Source organism: Pseudarthrobacter sulfonivorans (assembly GCF_031454915.1).
GTDB lineage: Bacteria > Actinomycetota > Actinomycetes > Actinomycetales > Micrococcaceae > Arthrobacter > Arthrobacter sulfonivorans_C.
Genome location: NZ_JAVDRS010000001.1, coordinates 210,109 through 236,681, shown reverse-complemented (window position 1 = coordinate 236,681; position 26,573 = coordinate 210,109). Strand labels below are relative to the sequence as shown.

At 62.4% G+C, this 26,573-nt stretch carries 7 protein-coding genes and 2 pseudogenes; 3 read left to right on the top strand and 6 right to left on the bottom strand.

Going from position 1 to position 26,573, the window contains the following annotated elements:
- Positions 1-1,812: 1,812 nt before the first annotated feature.
- From J2808_RS01020 to J2808_RS00995, 6 genes and pseudogenes are all read right to left on the bottom strand, one after another.
- Positions 1,813-2,382, bottom strand: a pseudogene (locus tag J2808_RS01020) (IS3 family transposase); the annotation flags it as partial.
- Between the two features lie 180 nt (positions 2,383-2,562).
- Complete coding sequence (locus J2808_RS01015; RefSeq protein ID WP_309810334.1) at positions 2,563-3,687, bottom strand: ankyrin repeat domain-containing protein; 1,125 nt, start codon at positions 3,685-3,687, stop codon at positions 2,563-2,565.
- 1,429 nt (positions 3,688-5,116) lie between these two features.
- Positions 5,117-5,311, bottom strand: coding sequence for a hypothetical protein (locus tag J2808_RS01010; protein WP_309810331.1), 195 nt, complete (start codon positions 5,309-5,311; stop codon positions 5,117-5,119).
- Positions 5,312-5,835: 524 nt separating this feature from the next.
- A complete protein-coding gene (locus J2808_RS01005) occupies positions 5,836-5,985 on the bottom strand; it encodes a hypothetical protein (RefSeq protein ID WP_309810328.1) in 150 nt (49 codons plus the stop codon).
- A gap of 133 nt (positions 5,986-6,118) precedes the next feature.
- Positions 6,119-13,699 (bottom strand): SpvB/TcaC N-terminal domain-containing protein, encoded by a 7,581-nt coding sequence (locus tag J2808_RS01000; RefSeq protein ID WP_309811808.1) that lies wholly within the window; start codon positions 13,697-13,699, stop codon positions 6,119-6,121.
- 455 nt (positions 13,700-14,154) lie between these two features.
- Complete coding sequence (locus J2808_RS00995; RefSeq protein ID WP_309810325.1) at positions 14,155-14,616, bottom strand: transposase; 462 nt, start codon at positions 14,614-14,616, stop codon at positions 14,155-14,157.
- Between the two features lie 72 nt (positions 14,617-14,688).
- On the opposite strand from J2808_RS00995, the pseudogene J2808_RS00990 reads away from it, so the two are divergent.
- From J2808_RS00990 to J2808_RS00980, 3 genes and pseudogenes are all read left to right on the top strand, one after another.
- Positions 14,689-14,880, top strand: a pseudogene (locus tag J2808_RS00990) (ATP-binding protein); the annotation flags it as partial.
- Positions 14,881-15,159: 279 nt separating this feature from the next.
- Positions 15,160-15,993, top strand: coding sequence for an encapsulin (locus J2808_RS00985; protein ID WP_309810322.1), 834 nt, complete (start codon positions 15,160-15,162; stop codon positions 15,991-15,993).
- 81 nt (positions 15,994-16,074) lie between these two features.
- A complete protein-coding gene (locus J2808_RS00980; protein WP_309810318.1) occupies positions 16,075-26,196 on the top strand; it encodes a Tc toxin subunit A-related protein in 10,122 nt (3,373 codons plus the stop codon).
- Positions 26,197-26,573 lie beyond the last annotated feature (377 nt).

The following is a 26,573-nucleotide window of genomic DNA, read 5'->3' as shown; positions in this document are numbered from 1 at the left end:
AGAGAGGTTACTCAACCCCGCGTTACTGATGCGTTACTACCCAGGGAGATCCCAGGGCCAGACGTGGTAACGGTCGCCCACCAGCCACGGGCATCCTAGGCATCAAGGCGCTGAACCTGGGAAAGGCCGATTACGCACACGAACACGATTCCCGGCCAAGCATCTTGTCCTCCCAGTCGAGACGGCATTGATGGGGCCGGACCGACTGCCGACCAGCACCCACCGGGGTGGCAGCGATACCGCAGAAAGGACACGCGGCAGACCTGTGCGGAGAATATGCGACAACCGTATTGGTTGGCCGGCACCAACGAGCCGTCTGCGCTTCTAAGTGTCACACATGCAACTGTCGACGCAGCGTATGCGACCCCAGGGAGGCTGCCGGCGTGGGCGAAGAGTCACCGGCTGGGGTAGTGCCGGTTTCGTGGGCTCAGCCCTCGTCGCCGCCCTTGGCTGGCATCTGCTCAGGCACAAGCGGAAAAAGCTGCAGGCCGAGAACCCGGAGTAACCGGATTTCAGCGTGCCGGGCCTGTCGCGAAGCCTACTTGCGGACATAGGCCTCGCGAGCCGTAAATGGCCGACGTCTCGCAAGCGTGTGAGGCGCCCCGGCTGGCACCTTCGTTGAAGTACCGGTTGTCGTAGTTCTAAACCGAACTATTGTCCGGGATCTTTGTTGCCGGGCCTGCGAGGTCAGAGTTCTCGCTAGGGTGATGCCCAGCGGCCCAAGGGCTCAAACCCAGTTTTGCTAATAACGGTGAGAGGTTCGGAGCAAGTCGACGCAGCTCCAAATACTCTGTCCCTTCTGCCTGATTCTCGGGCAGCGCTCACCAGTGCGTGGGGCCTGGCCCTTCGCAATGAGGTCCCGATTTTTGATCCAAGCCGCACGGATGCAATGGCGTGGCATGTAGCCGTGGGTGACTGGCTCTGGGACCCTCACGAGAGGCCGTGTGCTGGGAATTCTTGACGACGCCTCGGCACTCATGGGCCCGGACTTCAGGCCTGATCCCAGGTGGGGATTTTGGCGACCATGGGCAGCGCCAGCTGGGGGCACGCAGGAGAGGCCAGAGGATCCAGTGCCCTGTAGCGGGGGAACGAGTGCCGATCATCCGCGTGGATAAGACGCGGAGGTGAGTGCACAGCGAGCCGTGAACGTGCGCGAAAGACAGGTGAATCCGCGACGCACGGTGCGATAGCAAGAGACGCAGGTGAAACAGGGGACGCGCTGTGCGTCCGAGTGAGACGCAGGTGCGCCAGATCCCACATGGCACGGGGGCGAAAGACGCAGGTGCCCGGGCGATTGAGTGACCGGGTGTCCTGGTTCTCCCCAGCGCTGACCCTCATCCACTCGGTGCTCTCGGGCCAGCGGAGGAAGCGTCGCCTTGCACGGCGAGCGGGACGGCTTCGGGGACCTAATATCGTGCATGAGGATGCCGCCCTCAACTTGGAAGGAGTGGCTGCCCGTTTCATTGATGAGACAATTCTCCCGGACCGAATCGACCGGCAGCACGGACCGTAGGTAACGGCGCCCTGCACTACGCCCGCCGGAAACGAAGCGGGGGCGTATTGCATTGAGGAGATGGGAGGGGACAAGCCTCCTACCCCTATCGAGGACGGAGGGGTTCTACATGACTCGGGAAGGAATGAAATCCCGCGATTGCCGTTCGAGTCAGTGGCGACCCCTGACGACGAGAGCAGGGACCAGGAGGTATGCAACGCCGAGAAAAGGTGTTCCTACCAGATATATCCAAAACCACAATAGTTCGAAACGAACCGCCCAACCGATGGGACTGCCCCGGCTTTTGTTGACTCGGGGTCTTAGGCCGCTGTGAGCGCGGTCCGGTTGATTGTTTCATATTCGATGGGCGTGAGTTTTCCCAGCCGTCTCTGCCGCCGCCGGCGGTGGTAAGTCCTTTCGATCCAGGTCGTGATGGCCAACCGGAGTTGCTGTCTGCTGGTCCACCGCTGACGATCCAGGACGTTCTTCTGCAGCAGCGAGAAGACCGATTCCATCGCGGCATTGTCCGCGCACGCACCGACCCTTCCCATGGATCCGGTGAGCCCGTGGTGCCGGAGCGATTCCACGAACCGGCGGGACCGGAACTGGGAGCCACGATCCGAATGAACAATCGTTCCGGCAGGGCGGCGTGCCCGCACAGCGTTCTCCAGCGCGGTGACCGCCAGCGAGGCCTTCATCCGTGGGTCCATCGAATACCCGACGATCCTTCCGGAATAGACGTCCTTCACCGCGCAGAGGTAGAGCTTCCCCTCGGCCGTGGGGTGCTCGGTGATGTCCGTCAGCCACAGCTGGTTCGGGGCAGCGGCGGTGAAGTCGCGTTCCACCAGATCATCGTGAACCGGTGGGCCCGGTTGCCGGTTCAGGCCCCGCGATCATCACTGAATGCCGCTCCTTTGTGAGGTGAGACAGAGCGGTCTCAATCCGCTCTGCTGTATTTTTTGTGCGGTCGCCGTCCACTAAGACCGCTCCTGCGAAGGTAAATGGAGCGTCGACGCGAACCCGCTCCAAGATATCGACGAAGCGTGAGTCGGTCGGCCGCAGCGACGCCGTCAGCAAAGCAATGACCGAGTCCTCGGACCCGCCTTCTCCACTGGGAGATCTCCTAGGCTTCCCGGCTGATCAGTGTTAAACTCTCGCACGTTGCGATTGGCTCCTGCCCTCAGGAGCATCTCAACCAACTCAGGGTTGTCCTCCCCGGCTGCGAAGTGCAACGGCGTTGTGCCGAGAGTCGTCCGCCGGTTCACGTCTGCGCCTGCCTCAATCAAACGAGCTACGCCCGAGTTGTCGCCCCGCTGGGCAAGCATGTGCAGGCTCGTATGAGCGAACCCACTGCCGTTGGGGAACCTAACCATGTTCGGTGCGTCCACGTCGGCGCCGTTCTCAATAAGTGCCTCAGCCACTTCTAGGTGTCCATCGATGAATGCGGTGAGAAGTGGCGTCTCCCAGTGCACGAGGTTGTCGCCATACTCGATCCGTGCCACTCCATTGATCGGGGCCCCATTCAACAGCCATTCCACTACCTCTGATCGATGTACCGCAGCGTGCAAGCCCCACTGTCCTCCCGCGGAGGCCGCGCCCTCGCTGATCAATGACAGGGATGCGAACGCGCGTTGGCCAGCGACGGCACTGTCGATCGACGAATACTGGCGAAGAATCCAGGCTCGCTCATCGGCGACGTTGGTGTCCTGCTCTTGGTCCGCTTCAGATGCTCCGATCGGAGCCACCGACTTTTGTGCAACCAACGTGTTCGCGGTTCTTGCATCGTCAGCCAATTCGAGATCGCCAGGAGAATGCCTAGCCGCAGCGCGAGCTTCTTCAGGCACTTCCCCAAGTGAATGATCACGGTCTACCGCCGCCTCGTTCGCGGTTTCTCGCTCTACCTCGAACTGCTGCTTGGCCTCACGCAGGCGCTCAATCTCGCTCAGCAGTTCGGCCTCCCGTTTACCCGCTTCGCGTCTCAGTGCCACCTCACGACGTTCCGTTTCCCGTCGTTCCGCTTCCCAATGACTCTTGCTCACTCTGGTGGCCACGACTGAAACGATGGTGGTCACCGCAGCCGTGAAGATGAATCGTCCCCCCGCATACCCCATGTCGCCCGTACCCGGGTCTGGAAAGATCTGGTAGCTCAGATAGAGAGCTATGACGAACGAGGCAATACCGGCGAACGCTGCCATTGATGAGTACTCCCAATGGATCGAAATGATTTGAAGGATCGAGCGCTCAGTCAGATCTGAGCATTGGGGACATCGTTGCACATCGCCTTCAGTGCGATCCGGTTGGACACGCTGGGTCTACCAAGGGGCAGATCTGGCGCATGACTTCGGAGTCCGCAAAACCACACGCCGGCCGGAGGGGACGGTAGGCATCATTATCCCCATGGAGTCGTCGGCGATGGCTTGATGCGCAACCAATAGCGCGGTGGCCGAGGACTCAATCTCAGAGTCGGAGGCTCCCTCGTAATGTGCAGGCCAAACTGAGATTAAGGGGAGATCCGGGGCCTCGACGGTCGTGTCCTCGCGCTGCACCTGGTACAGACGCCGTTGCTTCGGTGATACCCCGGGCAGCCCGATCGTTAGTGGGCGTCGAAGTCGCTGCGCGGCAGCTTCCCACTCTGACTGCAATCGAGTCTCTGCCTCTGCTTCTGTGCAGTTTTCGGCGACAAGCCGAGCGAGTGCGGAGAGAAATGCTTGAACCCGCCAAGCTTCAAGAACCATGCTCTCCGGATCGGTCGGCAGCTCCTTGTTCCCTGTGTTAAGTTGACGTAGTAGGCGACGCGTAGGTAGCTCGATTCCCGCCGTAGCCAACGCCGTGACAGGTTCGATGTCGGTTTCTCGCGATCTTGCTGGAACAGAATCAGCGTGGACCTTGGCAATAGCCTTCCAATGGTTCCGCAACGACACCGTGGACAGCTCAGAGCACACGTTGATGACAGCCCTAAGCGCTCAACCAAGGCCGTAGCAACGGCCACACCGACCGACAGCGCCAAAGCTCCTACGAGGAACAGCCAAGTTGGTTCCCCCAATTCAGCCAACACGGCGGTGCATATCAATACGGCGGCAAGAGCGCGAACCGGTGATGATGTCGTCTTGGCAATCAAAAGTGAGTAAACGACGCGGCCCAAGAAGTTACCAAAAGTCGCAGCATTTACCATCAACTCATGACGAGCGGGTGCCGTCAAATAGATCTGGAAGTCGTCCACCTGGGTCCCGAACCAATCCCAACTAAGGGCGATAGCCATGTCATGAAGTCCGACTGACGGCTTTGCGGTCCAAAACACTTCCGTGTGCGGCGCGGCTTAGTCCCGCCGAAGATGCCATTAATGGAATCTCTAAAGTGGTCCGCAGAGTTCGCCGCGGAGGGAAGCACGAATGCGAAGGCGAGCATTGACGCCAGTAATGTGTAAGTCATGGAACCGAAGCGTTCCAGAATGTGGAGAATATCGCCCATGACCAATGGCAGAGCCGCTTAGACCGGAATACTCAAATCAGGCGCTAAGCACCTTCCTGTCAGGGCTCCGCCCGCTCACGAAATTGCCACTCCTATATTCAGGTCAGACTCTCATGCCCCCACTTCGCTGCTCGAAGGGGGTGTCACAGGGTTTCGTTACTCCCTCCAGGTGACGTTGTCGCGGATATTGGTGATCGCCGATTTGGTCACGCCGTACTCCCGCACCAGACGATTGATCGTTCCCCATGTGCCCGGGAGTTGAGCGCGGATAGCCCTGGCCTTTTCCTGCGTCAGCTTCGCATTATGGTCGGCGGTGCCTCGACGGGCTGTCCCGTGACGGACCCCTGCCATGACCGTTCTCTTCTGGCGTGGCCCAGCGAAGGTTTTGGAGGGTGTTTGTCCAGAGGCTTTCCGTTGTTGTGGGCAGCGTGCATGTCGGCGGACGGGCGTGGACCGTTCCACGTCTCACACACGAGTATGTGCACACCCTTGGGATTTCCCTTCCCGCATTGGACGGCGGCGTGACTGAATGCCGTGATGTAGGGCTTGAGAATTGTCATTTTCCTATCGCGGACCCTCCCCAAACAGCCTTCGTAAGCGTTCCGCCGCCATTCTTTCACCGTCACTTTCATCATCCGGGTGAACGACCGAGATGATTTCGGAGATCCTCATCCTGTTCTCCCTTGCTCTGGCATCCCGCTCCCGTTGGGCACGTAGGGCAGGAGATGCGTCGCTGGTCGCGCGCGATCAGCGAGGCCTACACAGGCCAGCTGGTGAAAGACCACCTGCAGCAACAGATCGACGGCGGTGCCAGCCAAGGCCGAAGGGCAAACCGCCGCCACCCCGCTCAGCCAGGCCGCCGTGAATGCCGTGTCTCAGGGCAAGAACGTGACCGCCAGCGTAGGGAACCGGACCGGGGACGCCGCCAGCTCGCCCGAATCGTCAAACAGGCGAACCCGCAGGGCCTCGGATCGCTTCACCTCCATCGAGTACCCGCCGTCCCCATTGGTAACAGCTTCTCCCACAAGCGTTTCCTCACGAAGCCGCACAGAGAACACTTTTACACGGACATCCGGCAGGGGCAGCTAATTCTGGTTGCGCACCGTTCCCATCACTGAGAAATTGCGCACCCTCCCGGATTCTGTTGGATCGGTCATGTCAACGCCAATCTCGTGCATAATTCAGGAGAGCATTCTCCGTCAGGTTAGACGGTATGGGATTGCGATAACTGCGACTCGGATCGATCAGCCCCGGGTTGATCACATCCGGTTGTTGCCGGACATCATCAAGTGTTCCTGCAGCGTGGTTCTCAGGTCGGTAGGCCGGGGGCTCTATGCCGAACTGCTTTCGGATCAAATCCCGTATTACTCCTGGCTGTTCCTCTTCAGGAGCAGCCGCGACAGCATCCACGAAATCACGCAATTGCCTTCCTAGTAGCGGAGTTCGCCCGGTCACTTTTGACAACAAGCGCGTCAACGAGAGGACGTAATTCTCGTAAAGGCGCGGCCGCCGTGAGATCTTGTCGGGCTCGTGTCCCTCCCAGAGCTCAATCGAGTGACCCGTGACAGGTGGATAAAGATGTTTAGGATCATCCAGCATTGAGTGTGCGTAGCTGTCCCCCACGGGATGCAGCGAAAGCCCCTGTCCGACTGGGTCACCTGACAATGACAGAGTGATCGCTTGACGATAGGGACGCTCAGTTGCGGTAGATCGGCTGTTGAGCACGTGGAAGCCAGACTGCACATCCGCCGTATTGGCCGCAATCGCTGACCAGGCCTCCTGCTCTGAGTGACGCTGGCGATCACGGGACAAGCGTTCTTCGTTCATTCCCGGTGATACCCCAAGCAAGCCCCTGAACCCGTTTTCCAGCCATTCACCAATGCCGCTTGGGAGCGCTTGAGCATCCTGCGCCACAGACCGCACGGCATTTCCCATATTGTTTGCGACGCCTTGCCCAAAGCGGAGCCCGGCGGACACCGCGTGCACGGATTCTATCTGGTCCGGGAGCTGGGCAAAGAACGCGTTCTCGAATGCTCGTTGCGGACTGAATCCAGCGGCTAAAGAGACGAACAATACGGTGTAGTAGTGGCCCGCTGTTCCGTATCTCCCCGTCGCATCGGACAGCATTGCAGGACTGTCTCCGACGTACCAATACCGATTTGCATCTGGTGCCGAAGGGTCTGCGCTGGTCCAGCGGCAGAGCCAGGGAGCGTAGTAGCGGGCGCTGTGGTAGCTCAGCCCGGTTTCCTCGTCGCGCTCCTTCGTGGTGTAGCGGTAGCGCTTGGGTGGAACCCCGTTGCGGATGAAGGACAGCGCCGTTGAGCCGTACGGGTAGTACTCCTCATACGAAATCCATTCGGCGGCTTGGTCTAGCTCCCCCGTTGCGGAGCCGAGGTGATTGCTCAGCTGATACCGCACAAGAGGCGCACTACCGGAGCGGGTTTCGATCACGGCCACCCGCTGCTGCCCGTCCATGATGTGCACTGACGTGCGCGAAAGCGCGGTCGAGCCAGAGAACTCCCGATACACCTCATAGTTCCCGAAGTAGATACGCTCTGACTCAGGAGAAGGAACAGCCCCCGATCGATCCCTCACCTTACGGACCCGGTCGCCGCTGACACCGTACGCGTAGTAGGTTACCTGCGGTGTCATCGCCGTGGACACCACCTGACGCGTCGACGACGCCAGCTGACCCCGGAAGTTCCAGATGATCGACTGCATCGGCGGAAGCGCTGTCTGACAGCCATGCGCGTCGAAGGTGTAGGTTTCGGTAAGTGGCGGCCCGCTGGCTGGAAACACCGTGGTCGAGGTCAGTCGATTACTGAAAATACCTGCGGATTGCGGAAGCTGTGCCGCCGAGCGGTATGTAAACACACGCCGCCAGCCAGCAGCACCAGGGGCGAGACCGCTGTGACGAAGCTCCAGGAGGTTCCCGGCCGTGTCGTAGTTAAAGTGCTCGGCGTAGAGCCCAAGTGCCTGGCGGTCGGCCGGGTTGACCCGAGGGATGTCGTTCCAACCCGTGGGTGTGGGTGGTCGCAGTTGAGCGGACTGCAGGCCCAGATGTTCGCGGCCGCGCGACTCCACCAGCCGGTAGAGCGCGTCGTACACATAATCAGTGCTCGCATCGATCTTGGTGTTGAGGTTGAACACGCGCGGCTGGGCGTCATCCACGATGTTCGTGATGTTTCCCCCGGGATCATACGTATACGTCAGGTTCTGCACCCCGCGCCTCTTATCCGGCGGTACCGGCTCGTCCTGCGGAAAATACGGTCCGCCAGGCGGTTTGGCAGCACCCCGTGAGGTCTCCAGACGGAGAAGGCGGAACGTCAGCGGATCGTACGTATGTGTCGTCCGGACGCCATTGCCCAGATCGATGATCGTGCGCCGCCCATGCGCGTCATAGCGGATGTCACGAACGAATATCTGGCCCAATGGCTGACCGGGCAGTTCTGCGCGCACCGTACGGAGCATCCCCCGCACATCATAGCTGTGATGCACCGCCGTTCCATCCGGATGATGTTGCACCTTAAGGCGTTTGATGGCGTCGTACTCAGCTATCGATACGTGGCTCGCTTTTTCCGGCGTGGCCGACGTCCAATCGACGATGCCGCGGTACTCACGGGCTAATTGCAGCGAGGCCGAAACCGCATTGCCCTGGACGTCGTAGGCTGTGGTGACTAAGCCCGCTTGGTCACGCAGTTGCCAGACCTGCCCGCGCAGATTCCGCACCGCCGCATCCGGCGCGCCTTCCCCGTACGTCCTGCGCTCGGTCACCGACGGCGAACCATTCAGCGTCAAGACGGTGTCGACCGGACGCCGAAGTCGATCAAAAGTAATCGCAGTCCTCTGCTCGACCCCAGCCTGTGCTGGATCAGCCACCGGTCGCCATTGCATAACAAGCTGACCAACCACGTCATACAGCGCACGCTCAGACCCGGCCTCCATGCTTTCCTCGAGCAATCGCCGTCCCGCTCGATCATTCGTGTAGCGCGCGACGAGACGATCCTGCGAGATAGTCGTTGGGCCGGGAGCGTCGTCCGGGCAGTCCAGGACCGCGATCTCGTCACCATTCACGCCCAACACCGAGAAGGCGCGATGCCAGCCATCCCGGGCGGGCGCAGCTCGATCGGGCGGAGTCCGATTATGTCCGATTGTAAGAACCGGCCTCCCGAGCGGATCAAGCTCCACCCGGGAAGGCGTGTCCGCATGCCAAAGGGTCCGCTCCGCCGCCGTCCGCTCCGCAATCCCAAGCGCACCGCCGGATCGCTGCCGGTACCAGGTCGGCACGACATCGATTTCTGGAAGCCTGGCTAGCAGGGTCCCCACGTCGGCATCCTGCCGCGGGTCGCTGATCGCGATGGTGTCGTTGACGTCCCACACCGTTTGGCCCCAGACGCCGTAGATCGTTTTGTGGAAGACGTGGTGGGGATGCAGCGTGGCTACGAGACGCCCCAGGGGATCGTAGAGCAGCACCGGGCTGACACCAGCCTTCGCGGCGAATTCAAATTCATTCGTGCCGGAGAAGAATGGCTCATACTGGCGGACTGGTTTGCCTTTATTGTTAAGCACCACCCAGCCGGTGGTCACCCATCGCGATGGCCCGCGACCGCCTCCGGGCAACACCTCTGGTTCCGCGGGCATCTTGTTCTGGATCTCTTGGCCGGTACTGCCATGGAATGAGATCGACAGCTGCACTGGGCTTGGGGCGCCGGCGATCTCGACATGCCGCTCACGAGCCAACGCGGCGATCCAACAGGGTTGCGGATCACTCTGGGTGCGGGTCCGCATATAAGCATCGGTGTCGTAGACGAACCGGGTGGTGGCGGACCCGAGGAGTGCAGCGGCCTGCCCCTGCGGATCTGCCCAGAATGCGGCAAGCACACTTTCGTTCGGATCGGTGTCCACGGCGACAGCGCGGTCCTGGGTGTCGTCCTCCGGTTTGCCCATGACCGCCGTGGCGGACACCCGACCAAGTGCATCGCGCACGACGGCCGTTCGGTTCCGATTGGGATCTGTTATTAGGGACGCCGCCAGCGTCCGGTAATCCAGCCGCCGGGACAGCCGCTCGTCCGACACAGCTCGCTCCCCAGCCGTGATCCGGTTGCTCAGCGCGTCAACGGTTTCCACGACGAGCAAGTCGTGGAGGTCGTACTCCACCGAGACGCCATGTTCGAGACCGGCAGCCGCGGCAAACGGGTCGACGAATCGGCGCGGGAGGAAGAAGTGTTTCCTGGCGAAGTCCGCGACTGCCGCGGGCGCGCTGGTGTTGGGCGGGGTGTAGCGGACTGTCCCGGACGGCAACCACCAGGCGGATCCGGCCCAGACGTATCCGGCCGCCCTCAGGTCGCTCGCAGCGATCCGGTTTCCGTACACCTGATTGACGAGCGTTTGCGGCATCGCCAGCGTGAAGGACTGGTGGACGATGCCGAGTGGGCCTGCCTGCCCGAACGGTCTGGCGGTATGCGGGTCCGTCTCGACGGCGAACTGGATCCGCTGCCGCGAGACGAGACGCGACGTCAGCCCAGCCGCAAGTGGGCCTTGAAGTAGTCGGGTAACCTCGCTTCGGGCGAGCCGGGCCGAGGCGGCGTCGACGGCCGATCCGGAGATTTGCCGACTGGACACGTCGTACGCCTGCGGCACACGGTAGCTGTCACGGTCGGCTGGAGAGTGGCGGTCCGCGGCATCGGGGCTGGTATCGACGATCCTGGTCACCCTTACCAGTGTCTGCATGAGAAGTGTTGTGGCCTGCACCTCCTGGGTGCGCTGCGGCAACGCAGTATCTGCGACCGGTCTCCGGTAGGCGATCGTCACGGAGTTCAGCACCGTCCCGAATGGATCCACGTCGAGCACCAGTTCATGCGCGACCCGGGCCTGTGCCGGTTGCCGTTCGCAGGTTGCGGTCACGGTCTCCCGTGGGTCAACGGCGAAGACCCCGGGGCGCCCCTTCGCAGGCTCCTGCAGTTGACGCACCGTGTAGTTGTACTCGACGACGCTGTATGGATGAGGTTCGAGATCACTCCCGTCTAATGCGTAGATCTCCTGTCGCAAAGGCCGCCCCTTAAGCGCGCGGCAGGCCTCGCGCTCAGCCTTTAGCGTCGTCACGCCGTCTAAGACCGAATCGTCCAGCCGCCAGTTCGGGGCCTCCGGGAGCGCATGGTGCGGGGGAGGGTAGTACTCATGCTCCAAGAAGGTGGAAAGCTGTTCTCTATCGACGAAAGCTCCCGTATGGAACCAGGTCTTCGTCAGGACGGGCGGCACATGGCTGATGGGATCGATGTTGACGCCGGTCGGCAGTTCGTCGGTTCCGACCAGTGCGGCGAACTGCTCGGTGTCCTCCCGTTCGGTCATAGCGAAGCCGCAGAACTCGCGCTCGGGACCGTCGAAGCGTCCGTTGCGGTACCGGTGCCTGCTGACAAATCTGGTGCGGTTGACGTGATCGAACATCTCAACCTTGGCGACCACATGGACCGTGAACGGCACCTTCGTGACCCAGGGACGGCCAGCCGCCTTATCGGCCAGGTACTGGATGGTGGAAGTCGAGTAGCTGATAAGCGTTTCGGCGCCCAGGTTGTTTCGGATTCGTCGCAACAGGTGCGGCTTTTCACCCATCAAATCGACGTAGCGAATCTGACGAGCGGTATCCGCAGCCAGCTCCGACGACCAGACCAGGCATGCGGTGCCGCGACCGAACAGGTCGGCCACACGGACACTTGTAATGTCGCTGATCGGCGGAAAGGCGGCGAGGCTGGTGGGCGGCGCCCAGCCATTTCCCATCTGATTTCGGTACAAGTCCACGCCGCTACCGGCAAGGTACATTACATCGATCAGGCCGTTGCCATCGAAGTCGGCTACTCGGAGTCGCGCCGGGTCGAACAACTCGGGCCGGTCGAAGTGCGGGGCGTTGTCCATCGTCACCTTGGCCCCGAAGGTACGACCGAGCCCAGGCCAGTAGCAGATCTCGCCGTTGCGGATCCGGACCAGATCCATGAGACCGTCCCCGGAAACGTCCGCCCGGAAGATGGTCCCGGTGCCATCGGACAGGATGATCCGAGGCCCGTGATCCTCATCCTTGGCGACCGAGATGCGCCGCCCGGGGCCAAAGCCGTCCTCTCCGAGGGAGGGATACCAGATCAGTGCGTCGCCCTCCGTGATCATCACGTCGGCGAGGCCATCTCCAGTCAGATCGATGAGCGCCAGATTGGGGTCGGCCCAATCGATCTGAGGCATAGAGACAAAGGGGCGATGCGGTGACCAGCCGTCGTCGTTCCTCTCGAAGAACCCAGGCGCTGGACCGGTGAATTGCACGACGTCCAAGCTTCCGTCACCTGCAAGATCCAGGAGCTGGGTGTGTCGTTCCGTCAGCGATACCGACGGATGGCGCGGCAAACTTTGAAGGGCACCGAATCTCGCGTCACCCAACGCAGGCTTGTAATACCACTCGCCGTGGGCGGTCAGAATGCCCTGCGTCGAGTCACCATCAAGATCGACGAATTCATAGCCGCTGGTTCCGATTCCGGCCGGCAGATTCTCCAAGCTCGCAGCGTCAAGAGTATGTACCTGATCGGACAGGACGGCCTCGGTGTAGTCCAGTTCGAGCGGCGGCAGCGAATGTGACATATAGCCGCCCGCTGGATCGGTGCGATGGCCGGAGACCGTCACCGACTCTAAGACCGAGCCCAAGGGCTGACCCGGCCGATCCGCTGTGTCCTCTTTGCCGTCCTGCCGGTAGGTGAACGCCATCGATCTGACAAGGCAGTTCGCGCCGACGGCTTCGTCCGGGAAGTGGTGGAACATCAGGGCCCTGCGGCACAGTCGGTAGGTGCGCACCTCGAAGCCGGACCGATAGCGGGAGAAGGGATCTTGCCGGCAAGGTCGCCTGCCCGAATGGTGTGGCGCAGGATTGTCCATGTCGTGTTCACCGTAGTCGAGGACCAGAGTGAACATCCACCGGTCCGGCGCCAGAGTCTCGTACACGAGCTGACTATCGCGGTTTCCGTAGTGCACTGCTTTGAGAAGGCGATTGGCCGAGCGTCCCTGATCGGTGCGGTGTCGCTCGTGCGCGGCGGCGAGATCCACGCCGTCACTGCTCTCGGGGACGTATTCGTATTCGGTGGCGTTGCCCTTGTTGTCGTAGCTGGCGCAGATCAACCAGCTGAAGATGCGGAGAGGATCATCTGGATCGGCGATTCGCGAATGCAGGTCAAGACCGTAGACGCTGCTGATATTCTCCCGGCTGATCGAGCGCCAGTGGACATCGCCGTCACTGCGGGTCCAGCGTTCGATCCGCGCGAACGAGCTTTCGATTCGTGGTTGGTATCGCAGTACGGAATAACTGAGATTGCCGAGGGTCCGCGCGTGCTCGTCTGGTTTGCCGGTGGAGTTCAGCATTGGCACGAGGTCCTCAGCCCCCGACAGCAGAAACACATCGCTCCCGTCGTAGAGGGGCACTCCCTTCTCGGTCTTCCGCGAGATTATCGGCAGCGCCAGGGCCCACCCCAGCCCGAAGACTCCCTGACTCTGACCTGAGTCGTAGGTGAGCGAAAGATCTGGCGTGAAGCCGGCACGGCCGGGGCTCAACGGCAATGGAATGGTGAGGCCAGCACACCCGGTCGCTGGATTGGCAGAGAACTTCTCACCAATCCCACGGACCGCGCCACCACCCTTGGGAACGGTGACGGCCGGGGTCTCCGCACCAGCGGCTAGCTGTGGGGCTGTTATGTTCGGGCCGGGGCCTCGCACCACTTGATCGCCGCCTGAAACGCGTCTGCGGTCCGCGGCCGAACTGCCTCCCTGCTCCGCAGCGTCCAATCCGTCGCCCCCATCCCCAAGTTGTATTCCGCATAAAAGGCCGGCATCGGGATCGCGTGATCAGGAGTGCGCGCATGGCTCGAATGATCCGCCTAAAGATCGACGCCGAGCAGCACTATACAAGCCCTAGTGTTACCGGGCCGTTACTGCCTCCCTCCTCGGGAGCTGACTGGGAGCCTCCGATCCAAGGGGGACTTTGGTGCCGTGGTCGAATGCCTCTAAGTCGGGGCATTCTGAGACAAAATTTTGGCCTTGGCATGAAAAAGTTGCAGGCGGTCCTGACACGGTAGAGGTGCCCGGCGAGGGTTCAAGAGACCTTTCTATGACGGCTGTCAAGCAAAGAGGGTCTGCAGCTCGCGGAAGATTGCGCGGGCTGCAGACGCGTTTCAGAGTGTGTTTGATTTCCCGGTAGGTCCGGCCTTCGCCGGTCCGGCGTTGTGTGTAGAGCCTGGTGGCCTCATCGCGGACCAGCGGACTTTCACGATGATGTCCAGGGCCAAGGCCATGTTCAGCTGCCGGTCATCGTGGCGGTTCAGGCGGTGCCTGACGGTGTTCCCGGAGGACGCGGGCAGCGGGGAAACGCCGGCAAGGGCGGCGAAAACTGTTTCGGAATGTATCCGGCCGTGGTGCGAATACGCGCAGAGGATGACCGCCGCGGTGACAGAACCAATGCCCGGGCGGACCAGAAATCCGGGGGCGAGCTGGTCGACGAGTTCCTTCAGCTGGGCTTTCATGCGGCGCAGGTGCCGGTCGGCGTCCTTGACCGCGGCAGCACGCCGGGTGGCTTCTTGCCGGGCGATCCGCTGGTCTACTGTGGTCGAGGCGTCCTCTGCCCACCCGGCGATCATCGTGACCTGCGCCCCGTGATGGCTGTGCGGGCATCGATGCCGAGGTCGGTGGCGCGCTGTTCTTCCTGCGACTCATTTCGCTACGAGCACGCATCCCTGGTTCTCACCAGCAACCTCGTCTTCAGCCGCTGGAGTGAGGTCTTCAGCGGCGCAACCGTGGCCTCCGCCATGATCGACAGGATTGTCCACTACGCCGAGGTCCTGAACGTCACCGAAGCCGCTACCTGCTCCGGTACAAGACAAGAACCCGCTTCCGCCCCATAGAACAACAACCCGTAGCCCTGTTTTTAATCGGCAAAACTGGCCCGACTTTCGGTCGGCGTGAACACTCAGCACTGAAGCCGACAATCGAACCTACACTCGGTCGCTGGAACCGTGGGTCCCCCGACGGTAACGCGCTGGTAACGCCACTCGGCGCATAGTAAATCAGGCAGGCAGGCCGCCCGACGACAGCCGTAGAGTCACAGGTTTCTCTTTTGAGTACGGGGCGACATTGCCCAGCCCCGGTAGGGGCTCGTCTTCGATCAATTACGGGGGCTCAGCATGACCCAGTGGACAGATGCGCAGATGGAGATCTTCACCCATGCGTATCAGCAGGAGATAACCGACTCGCGTTTAGCGCACAGAGTGGTTCCGGAATTTCCGATGCCAGCGTCCGCGCGCTCTGTCGCTTCCGACGTATTCGACTACGAGAGTGGCGCGGTCGATGATGTGACGCAGATCCCGTTGGAGGAGCGCCAAGAGCTGTTCAGGCTGACGCGAGCCCAGGCTGAAGATTCGGATTTGACCAGCGCTCAGGTTATCGTGCGCCGGGCGGCCCAGCGGCTGAGCCGCGGCGACGACGAGCGGGTGTTCAGGACGGGAATCCGTGATGCGATCGAAGAGGGGAAGGGGAAAGACAATTACCAGAAGGTCGCGCAGGTCGAACGAGTCTCGGACGTGGCCGATAATCTGACCGGCGAAGGTTTGGTTGCTGCCACTGCCGGAGCCGTGTTCGCTCTAGACACCGACGGCTACCGCTCGGGCTACGCTATGGTGGCCGGGCCGCTTCTATATAGGCTGCTTCACACTAGGGCAATTGGCGCGGCCGACCTGCCGATCGTGGCCGTCCGTGGGCTGATGGGCGACGGTCCTGTCCATCGGTGTACGGTTCTGCCCGAGGACGAGGCCCTGGTGCTGTCTGTTGGAGCAGGGCGAATCGACCGTGCGGTGGCGGTTGCAGCTGTTGCGGAGTTTCTGCGCAATGAGCCGGCGGACGGCGCATTGGATGAACTGCGCCTGTGGCGCTTATACGAACGGTACATTACCCGGTTCAAGGAAACCCGTAGCGCGGTCCTGCTGAGGCTGCAGCCGCAACCTGAGGGCGAGAAAAAGTAGTGCGAATCAGAGCACTGTCAGCGTTGGGATTTCTTTCTGTCGAGTCAACATCACGGTAGGTAGCTTGAATTGGCGGGTGAAATGATCGAACGGCGCATTCTAGGTTTGGACGATCAGGGCGAGCATGTTGCCCGTTTGCACCGCCAACTCTTGGGTTTGGGATACTCAGTGGATCCCGCCGAGTCGGCCATGCGCCTTTTCGGCGCGGCGACGAGGCGGCTCATCGTGGCCGTTCAGAAAGAAAGAGGCTTGCCACCGACCGGGATGGTCGATGTAGCGACCGCTGACGCAATTGAGAGTGGCGATGTCCCCCGCGGCGAAGCGCTCCAGTTGTTGGATCCTTCGGACAGGCCCGAGCTGCGGTCTGATCGGACCGTAACCGTCGGAGTCCATGCGTCCGAGCCTGCTGATTTTGGGAAGGGTCGAGAGACCCCTGGATTGCCTTCTGGTGAGGCCCCGGTCGCCGCCGGCTGGGAGGCCACATTAGACCTGCTTGACACGCTGCCGGGGAACTTGACTCTGTCGCCCTCACAGCTCCAGATACTGGTGACCACCGGGACTGCTTCAGGTACAGAAAACCTGGTGTTGCCGAGCCGGGCTGCCCTGTCACCGCAGCAGGAGGCCGCGATCCACAGCACGTTGGCAGTGGCCAGAGCAACCAACGGCGACCTGAGTTTGGCAAAGGTCCTGCAACGGCATCTGCCCGCCGATCCGGACGGGACGGTCGCCCACCTAGCAAATCTGAGCGCCAACGATTGGATCACGATTGCAGCCGAGGCTCATTCCTCGCTGCCGATGAGCGACGTCGAGGGAGTCGCAGCCCGCCTGGCTGCTGCCGTCGAACGACAGCAGCCGTCGCTGGCCTTCCAAGCGAAGCTCCGTAGCGGCGCCGTGGACGTCGACGGTTTTCCTACAGAAAAAGTGTCTGCCTTCCTGGCCACCAATCCCGACTTCGATCTCAGGTCGACTCCCATCGAGCCCTTTCTGATCGACCGAGGTCTGCAGGGCGACGCTGAGCTGGCCTCTGCGGTGCAAACTACTCAACGGCTGCTGGACCTAGGCACGACCCAAACCGAGGCGCTCGAACTGCTGCGCGCGGGATTGACATCTGCCGTCGACGTATTCTCCGCCGGCCCCGACGCATTGCCGGAATTGCTGGCCGGACGTGTCCCCGTTTCAAGGATCGAGGAGATCCACTCTGTCGCGACCCTCATTGTTGGCGCCACACTCGGTGTGGCAGGCATGACGGTGCCGGCGCTGATGGGACCCCAGATACCCGCCCTGGCAGGTTCGGACTCCCCGGCACCCGCAGAATCCGCGGCCCGCCAGGCCCTTCTGACCCGGTTCCCGAGCCTTGGTCAGGTCTTCGGCGACTTGTCCACCCGCGCGTCCCGCCACTGCAGCAGCGTTTTGGGCCCGGCAGCCTACCTAGTCGACCTGCTCAACTCCCTTCGTCGGACCGGTGTAGAAGATGCTCTTCGACAGCGGCGACCGGACATCGCCATGCTGGAACTCACCTGCGCCAACACCGACACGGAACTGCCGTACGTCGACCTAGTGCTCGAAATCCTGGAAAACGCGGTCTGCTTCCCGATCGCTGACATCGGGTTGACCTCCGCTGAACAGGACCAGCTCGATGCGAATGTGGTGCCACAGACCGTCCACGACGTACTGGAATCCACAGTAAACCGGCTGGACGGCGAGATCACGTTGCCGAACCCCGCCGAGTCGGCACCCGGCGAGATAACGTTCAAAAACAGGCATCGCCGGTGGGAAGCGCTGCGGAGCAGAGAGGAGATCACCTACCTCCATAAGGGCAGAGGACAACGCACCAGCAAGGTGCCCGACGAGCTGGTCGACCTCGTACGGGAAACGCTGCGGGACGGGTCGGTTCCGCCGGAATTGCTCCTGCTGTTAGCTCCAGAGAACCGTTTGCCGGTCGAGGAGACGCCGACTGTTTCCCGGGTTAGGTCAGCACGAGAAGTGGAGCAGTATGACCTCGACGTGGGGCGAGCGGTCGCTGTTGCACTTTCTTGGAGCGGTGGTGGCGGTGGGGCCGTCACGCTTCAGCATGTCGCGGGCGAAGCGATAGTGACGGACCTGATCCGCGACGGCGCCAACCTCGTGGCATTGTTGGCCCAGGACCTCGACCAAGGACGCCTGCCAGAGTACATCGCCAATATGCTCCCCCGCCGCACCTATGCCATTCGGGCTGACACGGCCACCTCACGACGGTGGATCCTCTCAACGCTGGACACCTACGCTGTTTCATATGCGCCCGGCGGGCTTACGCTGACCGGGCTCGCGTTCACCAGTTCCACGTCCGCAAGCGACCCAACAGCGTTCCCTGAAAACCGCAATCCACGCGCCTACAAGGTCCTGACCGGGGCACGATATCCATGGTCGCTTCCGTTCGACCTGTTCACTGAAGAGGTCCGCGCATGTTTGGCGACCGCGGGCACGCCGCGCCTCGAACTTATCCGGGCCCTGCGCCCCGCACTGCGCAACAGCTCGGTTCTCGACGCGAGCGAGGTCCTGCAGACCTGCGCTGGGCAGCTCGCCCAGTTGACGGCCCCATACCCGCTAGGTGGGCCCAGCTCCTTGTGGGGCCTGAAGAATGTCGGCAACATTGTCGCTGAACCCTCCGGCGACGCCGGTGCCCCTCCTATCGCCGACGACTGGGTCGGGGCTCTGTCGCGCCTCTCGGTCCTTCTGCACCGCTGCGGTGTAGACCTACCGATCCTGCGTGGGTCGCTGTCCTCACGGTACGTCAGCGGTGGGCTCGTTCCCGCTCTGGTACCCGAAAAGGAGAACCGGGTCGGCCGCATCACGGTCACAGGCCTCAACGAATCAACGCTGGGCCGGCTGCACCAGTTCCTGCGGCTGCAGCGGATCACAGGTTGGGCGCCTGGTAACCTCGACCTAGTCCTCGAAGCAGTCACCACCGGCTTCACTCGTTCACTGGACGATTCAGCAGTCCAGGCTCTGGCGGCCTTGCACGAACTCGCCAACGGGCTCGATGCACCGCTGCAAGTAGTAGCCCTCTGGGTCGGCGCCACCGGGACGGGCGAGCACACCGATTATCGCTCGGCCTCCGAAGCCGTCCAATCGAGCTACTACGCACGGACCTTCCTCCTGAGTACACCCGACGGCATGAAGGACCCGGATTTCGCACTCGATCGGGATCGGTCCGAGTTGGCATATATCACTGCCCAGAGGGAGGCGAAAATCGACCCGCCCGTACTTAAGAACATTGCCGATAAGTTCCCCGAGATCTGCCGCGCTCTTCACCTGAGGCCGGTCGATGTCCCGCCCGCTCTGACGCCGCCGGCCGCGATCACGTCTGACAGGCTGACCCTGGCGGGTCTGACGGATCTGGCGCGTCACGTCACCTTCGCGCGGGCACTGGGTTTGACCGTGGCCGAATACTGGCGGCTGCTTCCTCTCGCGGGAGAAGACGTCTTTCCAAAGCCCACTGCGACGCCCGCTGACGAGCGGGCACGGCGGCTGGTTCGATTCCGCGATCTGGTGGATGCGGTGCGCGCGTCCGGATTCACCGTGGACCAGGTCGGAGAGGCAATCGGTACCCCGCCGACTGACCTGGCAACCCAACGCGCGACCTCTACCAGGCTCCTGCAGGATCTGACCGACGTCCAATCGGGTCTACGTGCCGCAACAACGCCTGCTGCCGCGGATCCAACGGAAAGCGGGGTCCGCACCCTCCTCGCGGCAGCAGGCTGGCCACCCGGGGCGATCGACCGGGTCATTTCGGGCGGGCTGACAGGTGTCGGCCTGGCCTCGACCCTACGCCTGTCAGTCAGCATCACACGAGCCGGTACCCCTCACATGCCCGCCGGGTCACCCTTCGCGATCGAGCCCGGGTCCGTTCCCGGTTCATACTTGCTGACCGCAGACCCTGAAGCTCTCGCGGGCGCCGATGTTCAAGCCCGGTTCGCCGACCTCGGGGCGGTGCCTGGTCTGGGCCCCCTCGCCGACGCCAATTCACCGTCGGCCCAGCTCAGGGCCGAATGGGAGAGCCTGGAACGGCAGGTTTCCCGTGTCGCCGTCTGGCTCCAGTCCATCGACCTGCCCGATACCAGGCTTGCGTTCACCTTTCCCGGCCCCGTCCCCCCCGGCCTTTCAGACCCGACCGGGCGCCTGCGGTATGACAGCACCACCCGGGAACTCGTCCTCGCCGGTTACTTGGATTCGTCCGAGCGCACAGCAGCAACCGCCGACTTCGATGACCCCTTACTCACCGCAGCTGTGCAAAGTCTTGCCACCAGCGCGGACAAACACCTCGAGCGGCGCGGCGGATCGCCGCTGTTATCCGCGTCGGCCGTGCGCGACATGATATTGCGCGAGACCTCCCCGCGAACCCGCCTCACGACCGCGCACGAGGCCCTGTCAGTGCCGGCACGCCGCCGCGTTCTCACACGGGTGGCCGCCAACCACTTCGGCATCGACCTCACTCTCTTCGATGCCCTCGACCTCACCGCCCAAGTCTCCAGCCCACCTACCGATGTGCTAGCACCACTGTGCTCGGGGGAGTTCGCCACGGGGAACCTCCACGAGGCCGCAGCAGATCCCAAACACGCCCTCATGCAAGCCTGGCTGTGGTCCGCGGCAGAGCTACGGCGGGTCGCTGCCCTGCTCTCTGCACTGCGCGTGCACCCGACGGAACGAGACTGGTTCCACCCGGTGCACGGATTCGCCGGCGTCGCCCAGATGGGCTTCTCACAACCCGCACAAAGGACGGGCGCCGACACCTTCCACGCCTGGCACCGCGCGTCCTCCCTCTACGCGCTGCGAGACCGTGTCCCCGCAGGGGCGGCCACGCTCGAGGCGATACGCGAGGCGACCGAGTCGACGAAGACAGTCGATACCATCCTCACGATTATCGGACGCGCCCACGAGCTGCCCGCCGATGCAGCCAAGGTTCTGCATCTGGATGGCCTGGTCACGCAACCGGGAGACCTGCGCGATCCGCTGCTGCTGACCCAGGTGATCCGCGCGGCGCAAATCCTGCGCCGGCTGGGTGCGACCGCTGATGTCTCGGCGAGCCTGTGCGCGCTCGAACAGTCCGAGGAAACAGCAGCCGCTGCGCGTGGACTCTTTGCGGGCAAGTACGGGCCGGAGGACGCCGCCGACGGGGTCCGGGCCGCCATGAACGCGGTGCGGGAACGGCAGCGGACGGCTCTCGTCGACTACCTCGTCCACCGAGACGGTATCCTGGACGCCGCGGACCTGCACGCCCGTTATCTGCTCGATGTGCAGATGGGGGCGGACATGCGCACCTCCAGGATCAAGCAGGCAATTTCCTCCGTCCAGCTGTTCACCCAGCGATGGGTGATGAACCTCGAGCGTACAGACCTTCCCGCCGTACCCACGGACTTCGCCAAAGCGTGGGAGTGGATCCGGAGCTATCGCGTCTGGGAAGCCAACCGGAACGTGCTCCTCTTCACCGAAAACTGGCTGGAACCGAGCCTCCGAGACGACAAGAGCCACCTTTTCGCTGCGCTTGAGAGCACACTCATGCAGTCGGAGGTCACATCAGAGCGCGCGGTCGACGCGTTGCGGCAATATTTGGACGGCCTCGACGACATCAGCCGCCTCACTGTCATTGCGATGTACCACGAGACAGTCGGGCCCCGGAAGGGCATCGTGCATCTGGTCGGCAAGACCGCGAACAATCCGGTCAAGTACTTCTATAGACAGTGGCGGACACAGGGAGCCGCCGGGTCCTGGGACCCGTGGGAGCCACTCGAGGTGGTCGGCGACACGCAGCACCTCGTCGTGTTCGTCCGAAACGGCCGACCGTATGTCGCCTGGCTGGACGTCAACACCGCGGAAACGAGCGATACCTCTGAAAACGGAATGGTTGGCACCCCGGACACGACAGCTGGTGTCGGGACACCTTTGTGGGCTGTGCGGCTGGCCTGGAGTCGGCGCGACCAACGCGGATGGCTGGCGCCCCAGAAATCGTCGAACGCGATCCTTCACCAGAAGGCAATCAACAAGGAAGTCGCCACCACCTTCGCCCTGCGCGTGGAGCCTACCGGTCCCAATGGGCTTCTGGTGCGCTGCTTCGGGGGGTCCTCCGATGACGGTGAGCCGAGGCCTGACCCGGTCCCGTGGCAACGAAAGGGGGTTGTCATTTCCCCCCCACCCCCACGGCTACTAGATGGCTTTCCCATCGTTAAGGTGCATGCCCAAGTCTTGGGAGCGACCACCGACAATCCCAAGCGCCACATAGTACTACCAGGGGCGACCATCGATAAGCCCGTCGGCGGCGACGTGGTGATTTGGGCAGAAACGCCTGGTACGATTTTTGGGCTGCCGTTCAGATACGGCACACCCACTGTCCCCGTGCGTCTTACCTATAAGGGTGAAGGCGTGTACGAAACCGAGATTGCCGTCCGCGACCTTTTCTGGGCAGTTAGTAAGAAGAAGCTGACAATCCACGCGAAGGCCACATTTGGGGACAGGGCCCCCCTGCAGGAATCCCTCGATGTCGAACTACTACGCGACGACAACGGCACTTTAATAATCGAGAACCACGATGCGCGGTTTGGGTTTGTTTTCGACCTTGGGCAGAAAAGTACAGGTGATGATGTCGCTAAGGAGATCGACCCGAACCGGCGGTTGCGACTCTTCCCTATCGCCTCCGGATACTGGGGGTCAACCTCGGGGGTGCAGTGGCAACGCGATGCCACTTGGAAGGCGGCCGCGGAACTCGCATGGGTCGGTAATGCAGAACACTACAGGTCGGGTTTTCAATTTTCAGCCGGCGATCCGGTAGAGGTCTTCGGTACCAAACTCGGTAATCCCGATCCCAAGACTGCGAGTCAGGAACGGATCTTCGTTTCCGCCTCTGCCAGCGATGCGGCGACAGCGCTCGATTGGCCTGTATACCTTGAGGCGGAGACATCCGCCTCCGCTGGTTTCGTCACTAAGGGGCAACGTGACGAGCTGACGTTCCTGCCGGCAACCGAAGCGGCTCACGCCGGGGTTCAGCGCAACCTTGATGAGGACCAGGAAGAGCTGCGACTAATCACACTCCCGGACCATAGCGCGGGCCAGGGCAACGGCATCATCCTGGCTCCAGACGTTGCGGCGCCCTTCCACGCGGATGATCCACAGTTCGAGCGTGCCCTGCCGTACGCCGGCTACGACTGGGAGCTGTTCTTTCACGCACCGATGCTGATAGCCCACGCCTTGGCAACCCATCAACGATACGGGGAGGCGCTGCGATGGCTACACACGATCTTCGACCCCACCGCCACCGGCGGGACAGGCAAGCAGCAGTGGTGGCGTTTCCCGCCCTTTGCCGCCTCAGGCAGCGGGTCGGGTATTGACCTGCTGCTGACCGACTTCTCCGCCGGCCGTCTCTCGCCGCAGGAGCAGGCCCTCTTCCAGGCCCAGCTGGACTTCTCGCGCTCCTCGCCGTTCCGGCCCGACGGGATCGCCCGTATGCGGGTACGGGCCTACCAATGGATGGTTGTTTTCAAGTACCTCGACGTACTCATCGCCTGGGGCGACCAGCAATTCCGCCGGGACACGATCGAGTCCATTAACGAGGCCACTCAGCTGTACCTACTGGCAAACGAACTTCTCGGCCGCCGTCCGGCTGAATTGCCGCCTCCACCGTCGCAAGGTGAGCCGCCGACGTTTGCCAGTCTTATCCGGGCCGGGAACGCAGACGACTGGGTCCCCTTGACCGACACGCCGTTCTTCAAGCAACTCTTAGCATGGCTCCAGTACTTGGTGCAGCACGGAATGGGGGGCACCGCAGCCTTTTACACGGCGGTGGAGCGGCTGCGGGTCCTAGTGTCCCTGTATTCGTTGAACTTCGGTGTTCCCCGCAACGAACGGCTCGACCGCTACTGGGACGTCGCTGAAGACAGGCTCGTCAAAATACGCAATAGCCAGAACATTGAGGGCGTTCACCGCCGGCTCACGCTGTTCGAACCGCGCATCGACCCGGCTCTACTCGTGCAAGCGGTCGCCGCCGGCTTGGACGTGACAAGTGTCCTCAATGAGACCTTCGCCCCGCCGACACCCTACCGGTTCAGCATCGCTCTCGGACTCGCCGAGGAACTGTGTGCCGAGGTCAAGTCCTTCGGCGCGGCACTGCTCAGCGCACTTGAGAAAAGGGATGCCGAGGACCTTTCCCGTCTGCGGTCCACCCAAGAAGTGTCGCTGCTGAAGCTAATCGGTGAGTTCAAGCAGCGCCAACTCGATGAAGTGCAAGCAAACCTCACCGCGCTACGCCAGTCCCGATCCTCGGTGGAGGTCCGGTACCGGCACTACCAACGCTTGTTGGGCAAGAGGGCGATCACTACACCGCCTGAGAACGAGCCAGTGGCATTAGAGCCTTCCCGGCTGCAGTTGGGCGCCGCGACGAGCGACCGGGTGGACCCTGACCTCCGCGGCTATGGACTCACTCTCGAAGAGGCAGACCATCTTGGCTGGCTCAACGTGGGCAACAACTACTCGCTCACCAGCGGCGCTTTCCAGACCGCCGCCGGCATCGCACACCTCATCCCCGATGCGATCATCCACCTAATCTACGCGGACGCCAAGTTCGGCGGCTCCCACATTGGGTCTGCATTAGGCGCCGTCGGACAGTTCTTCGCCCTGCTTGCCAGCAACGCCAACTTTCAGGCCGCCCGCAGCTCCATCATCGCCGGGCATCAACGCCGCTATGACGAGTGGGTACTTCAGTCGAATGCCGCCGCCAAGGAGTTCGAAGCAGTCGACAAGCAGATCCTCGCGGCGCAGATCCGTGTCGACCTGGCGGCGAGGGAGATCCAGCAGCATGAGCGGCAGGAAAAGAACGCGAAGTCGGTCGACCAATTCATGCGGGAGAAATTCACTGCGACCGAGCTGTACCAGTGGATGGCTGACCGGCTCGGGGAAGCGCACTCAGGCGCCTACCAACTCGCCTATGACGTGGCCCGCCGGGCGCAACGCTCCTTCGCGTTCGAGCTCGGCAGCCCCGACCCCGGTATCGTCACCCGAGGCGCCTGGGACGAGGCTCACCGTGGCCTGCTTGCCGGTGAGCGGCTGTCGCTCGATCTTAAGCGGCTCAAGGCGGCATACGCGGACCGGAACCGCCGCGAACTGGAGATCACTAAGCCCGTGTCGCTGGCCATGTTCGACCCGATGGCGCTGCTGCAACTGCAGACCAGCGGATCGTGCGAATTCGCAATCCCTGAGATCGCTTACGACCTGGATTTTGCCGGACACTATTTCCGTCGGATCAGGACCGTATCGGTCTCGCTGCCCTGTGTCGTCGGGCCGTACACGAGCGTCGCCGGGTCGCTCACACTTGTGGAGAACACCGTCCGGGCCAACGCGACCGTCCCGAAGGGAAACGAGCAGACCGACTACCGGCGCGACGTCGTCCCGGTACAATCGGTGGCAATCAGCACGGCATTGAGTGACTCGGGGCTGTTCGAGTTGAACTTCCGCGACGAGCGGTACCTGCCATTCGAGGGTGCAGGAGCCATCTCCAGGTGGCGCTTCGAGCTTCCCACGGAGTTCCGCTCCTTCGACTACGGCTCAATCACCGACCTCGTGCTGCACCTGCGCTACACCGCCCGCGACGGGGGTGCGGCGCTCAAGGACGACGCAAGCAAACGGGTCCGGACCATGCTCGCCACACAGAACGCGCACGTGGCCGCCAGCGGGGCCGAGGGCATGCTGGTCCGGGCAGTCAGCCTGCGCCACGAATGGCCCACCGAATGGTCCAGACTGAACAGCTCCCCACCAACGTCGCAGACCATCTCGATCGGCACCGACCGCTTTCCGTTCCTCGTACACGACCGGGTCATTGCCATCTGGAAAGTTAGCCTCTACGTCCGTAGCCCCGCCCCGACCTCGGGAGACATCCCTCCGCTGACTATCACGGCCCCCGCGGGTGCCTACGCTTCCGACGACCAGCCTCCGATCCCCTGGGGTACACCTCTCACGAGACAGGACGGAGCGGCTCTCTACGAGTTTGACTTCGAGGAAGATCCGCTACCCCAGTCTTCCAGCCCTGGCTCATCGTGGCCGTGGACCCCTATCACCGTGAGCAAGAATGCATCGACGTCATGGACCGTCGCGGCGACCACGTCCTCTGCCCCGCTCGAGCCGACTGATGTAGTCCTCGCCTTCTGGTGGCGTCTGGCGCCCGTACAGGCAGGACGGTCATGACCATGACGCAGGCCACGTCGGATGCGATTCCGCCGCTGCTCACGGCGTATTAAGTCTCGGTTGGATACCGCGCGGGTGCGGAGGTTGCCCGACGCACGGCGAAGGTTGTTCCGGCCCACGACGACGGACGTCTTGCTATTCTCTGGTGCTGAGGACCTGGTCCCGTTACCCGACCCGGACGGCATGCAACCCGTGACTCCGTACAGTCGGCCGTCGGCGGTACAGGGGCGGCGACACCGTCCGCGCGTTGAGGCGCGCACGCGCGGTCCGATCGTTGGACATGGGACGACGGCGGACGTCCATTGGCGCAGCACCAGCCGGACGTATGGAAGTCGGCTTTAGGGAAGGTGAAGTCAAGCTCCCTACCGCCAGCTGAA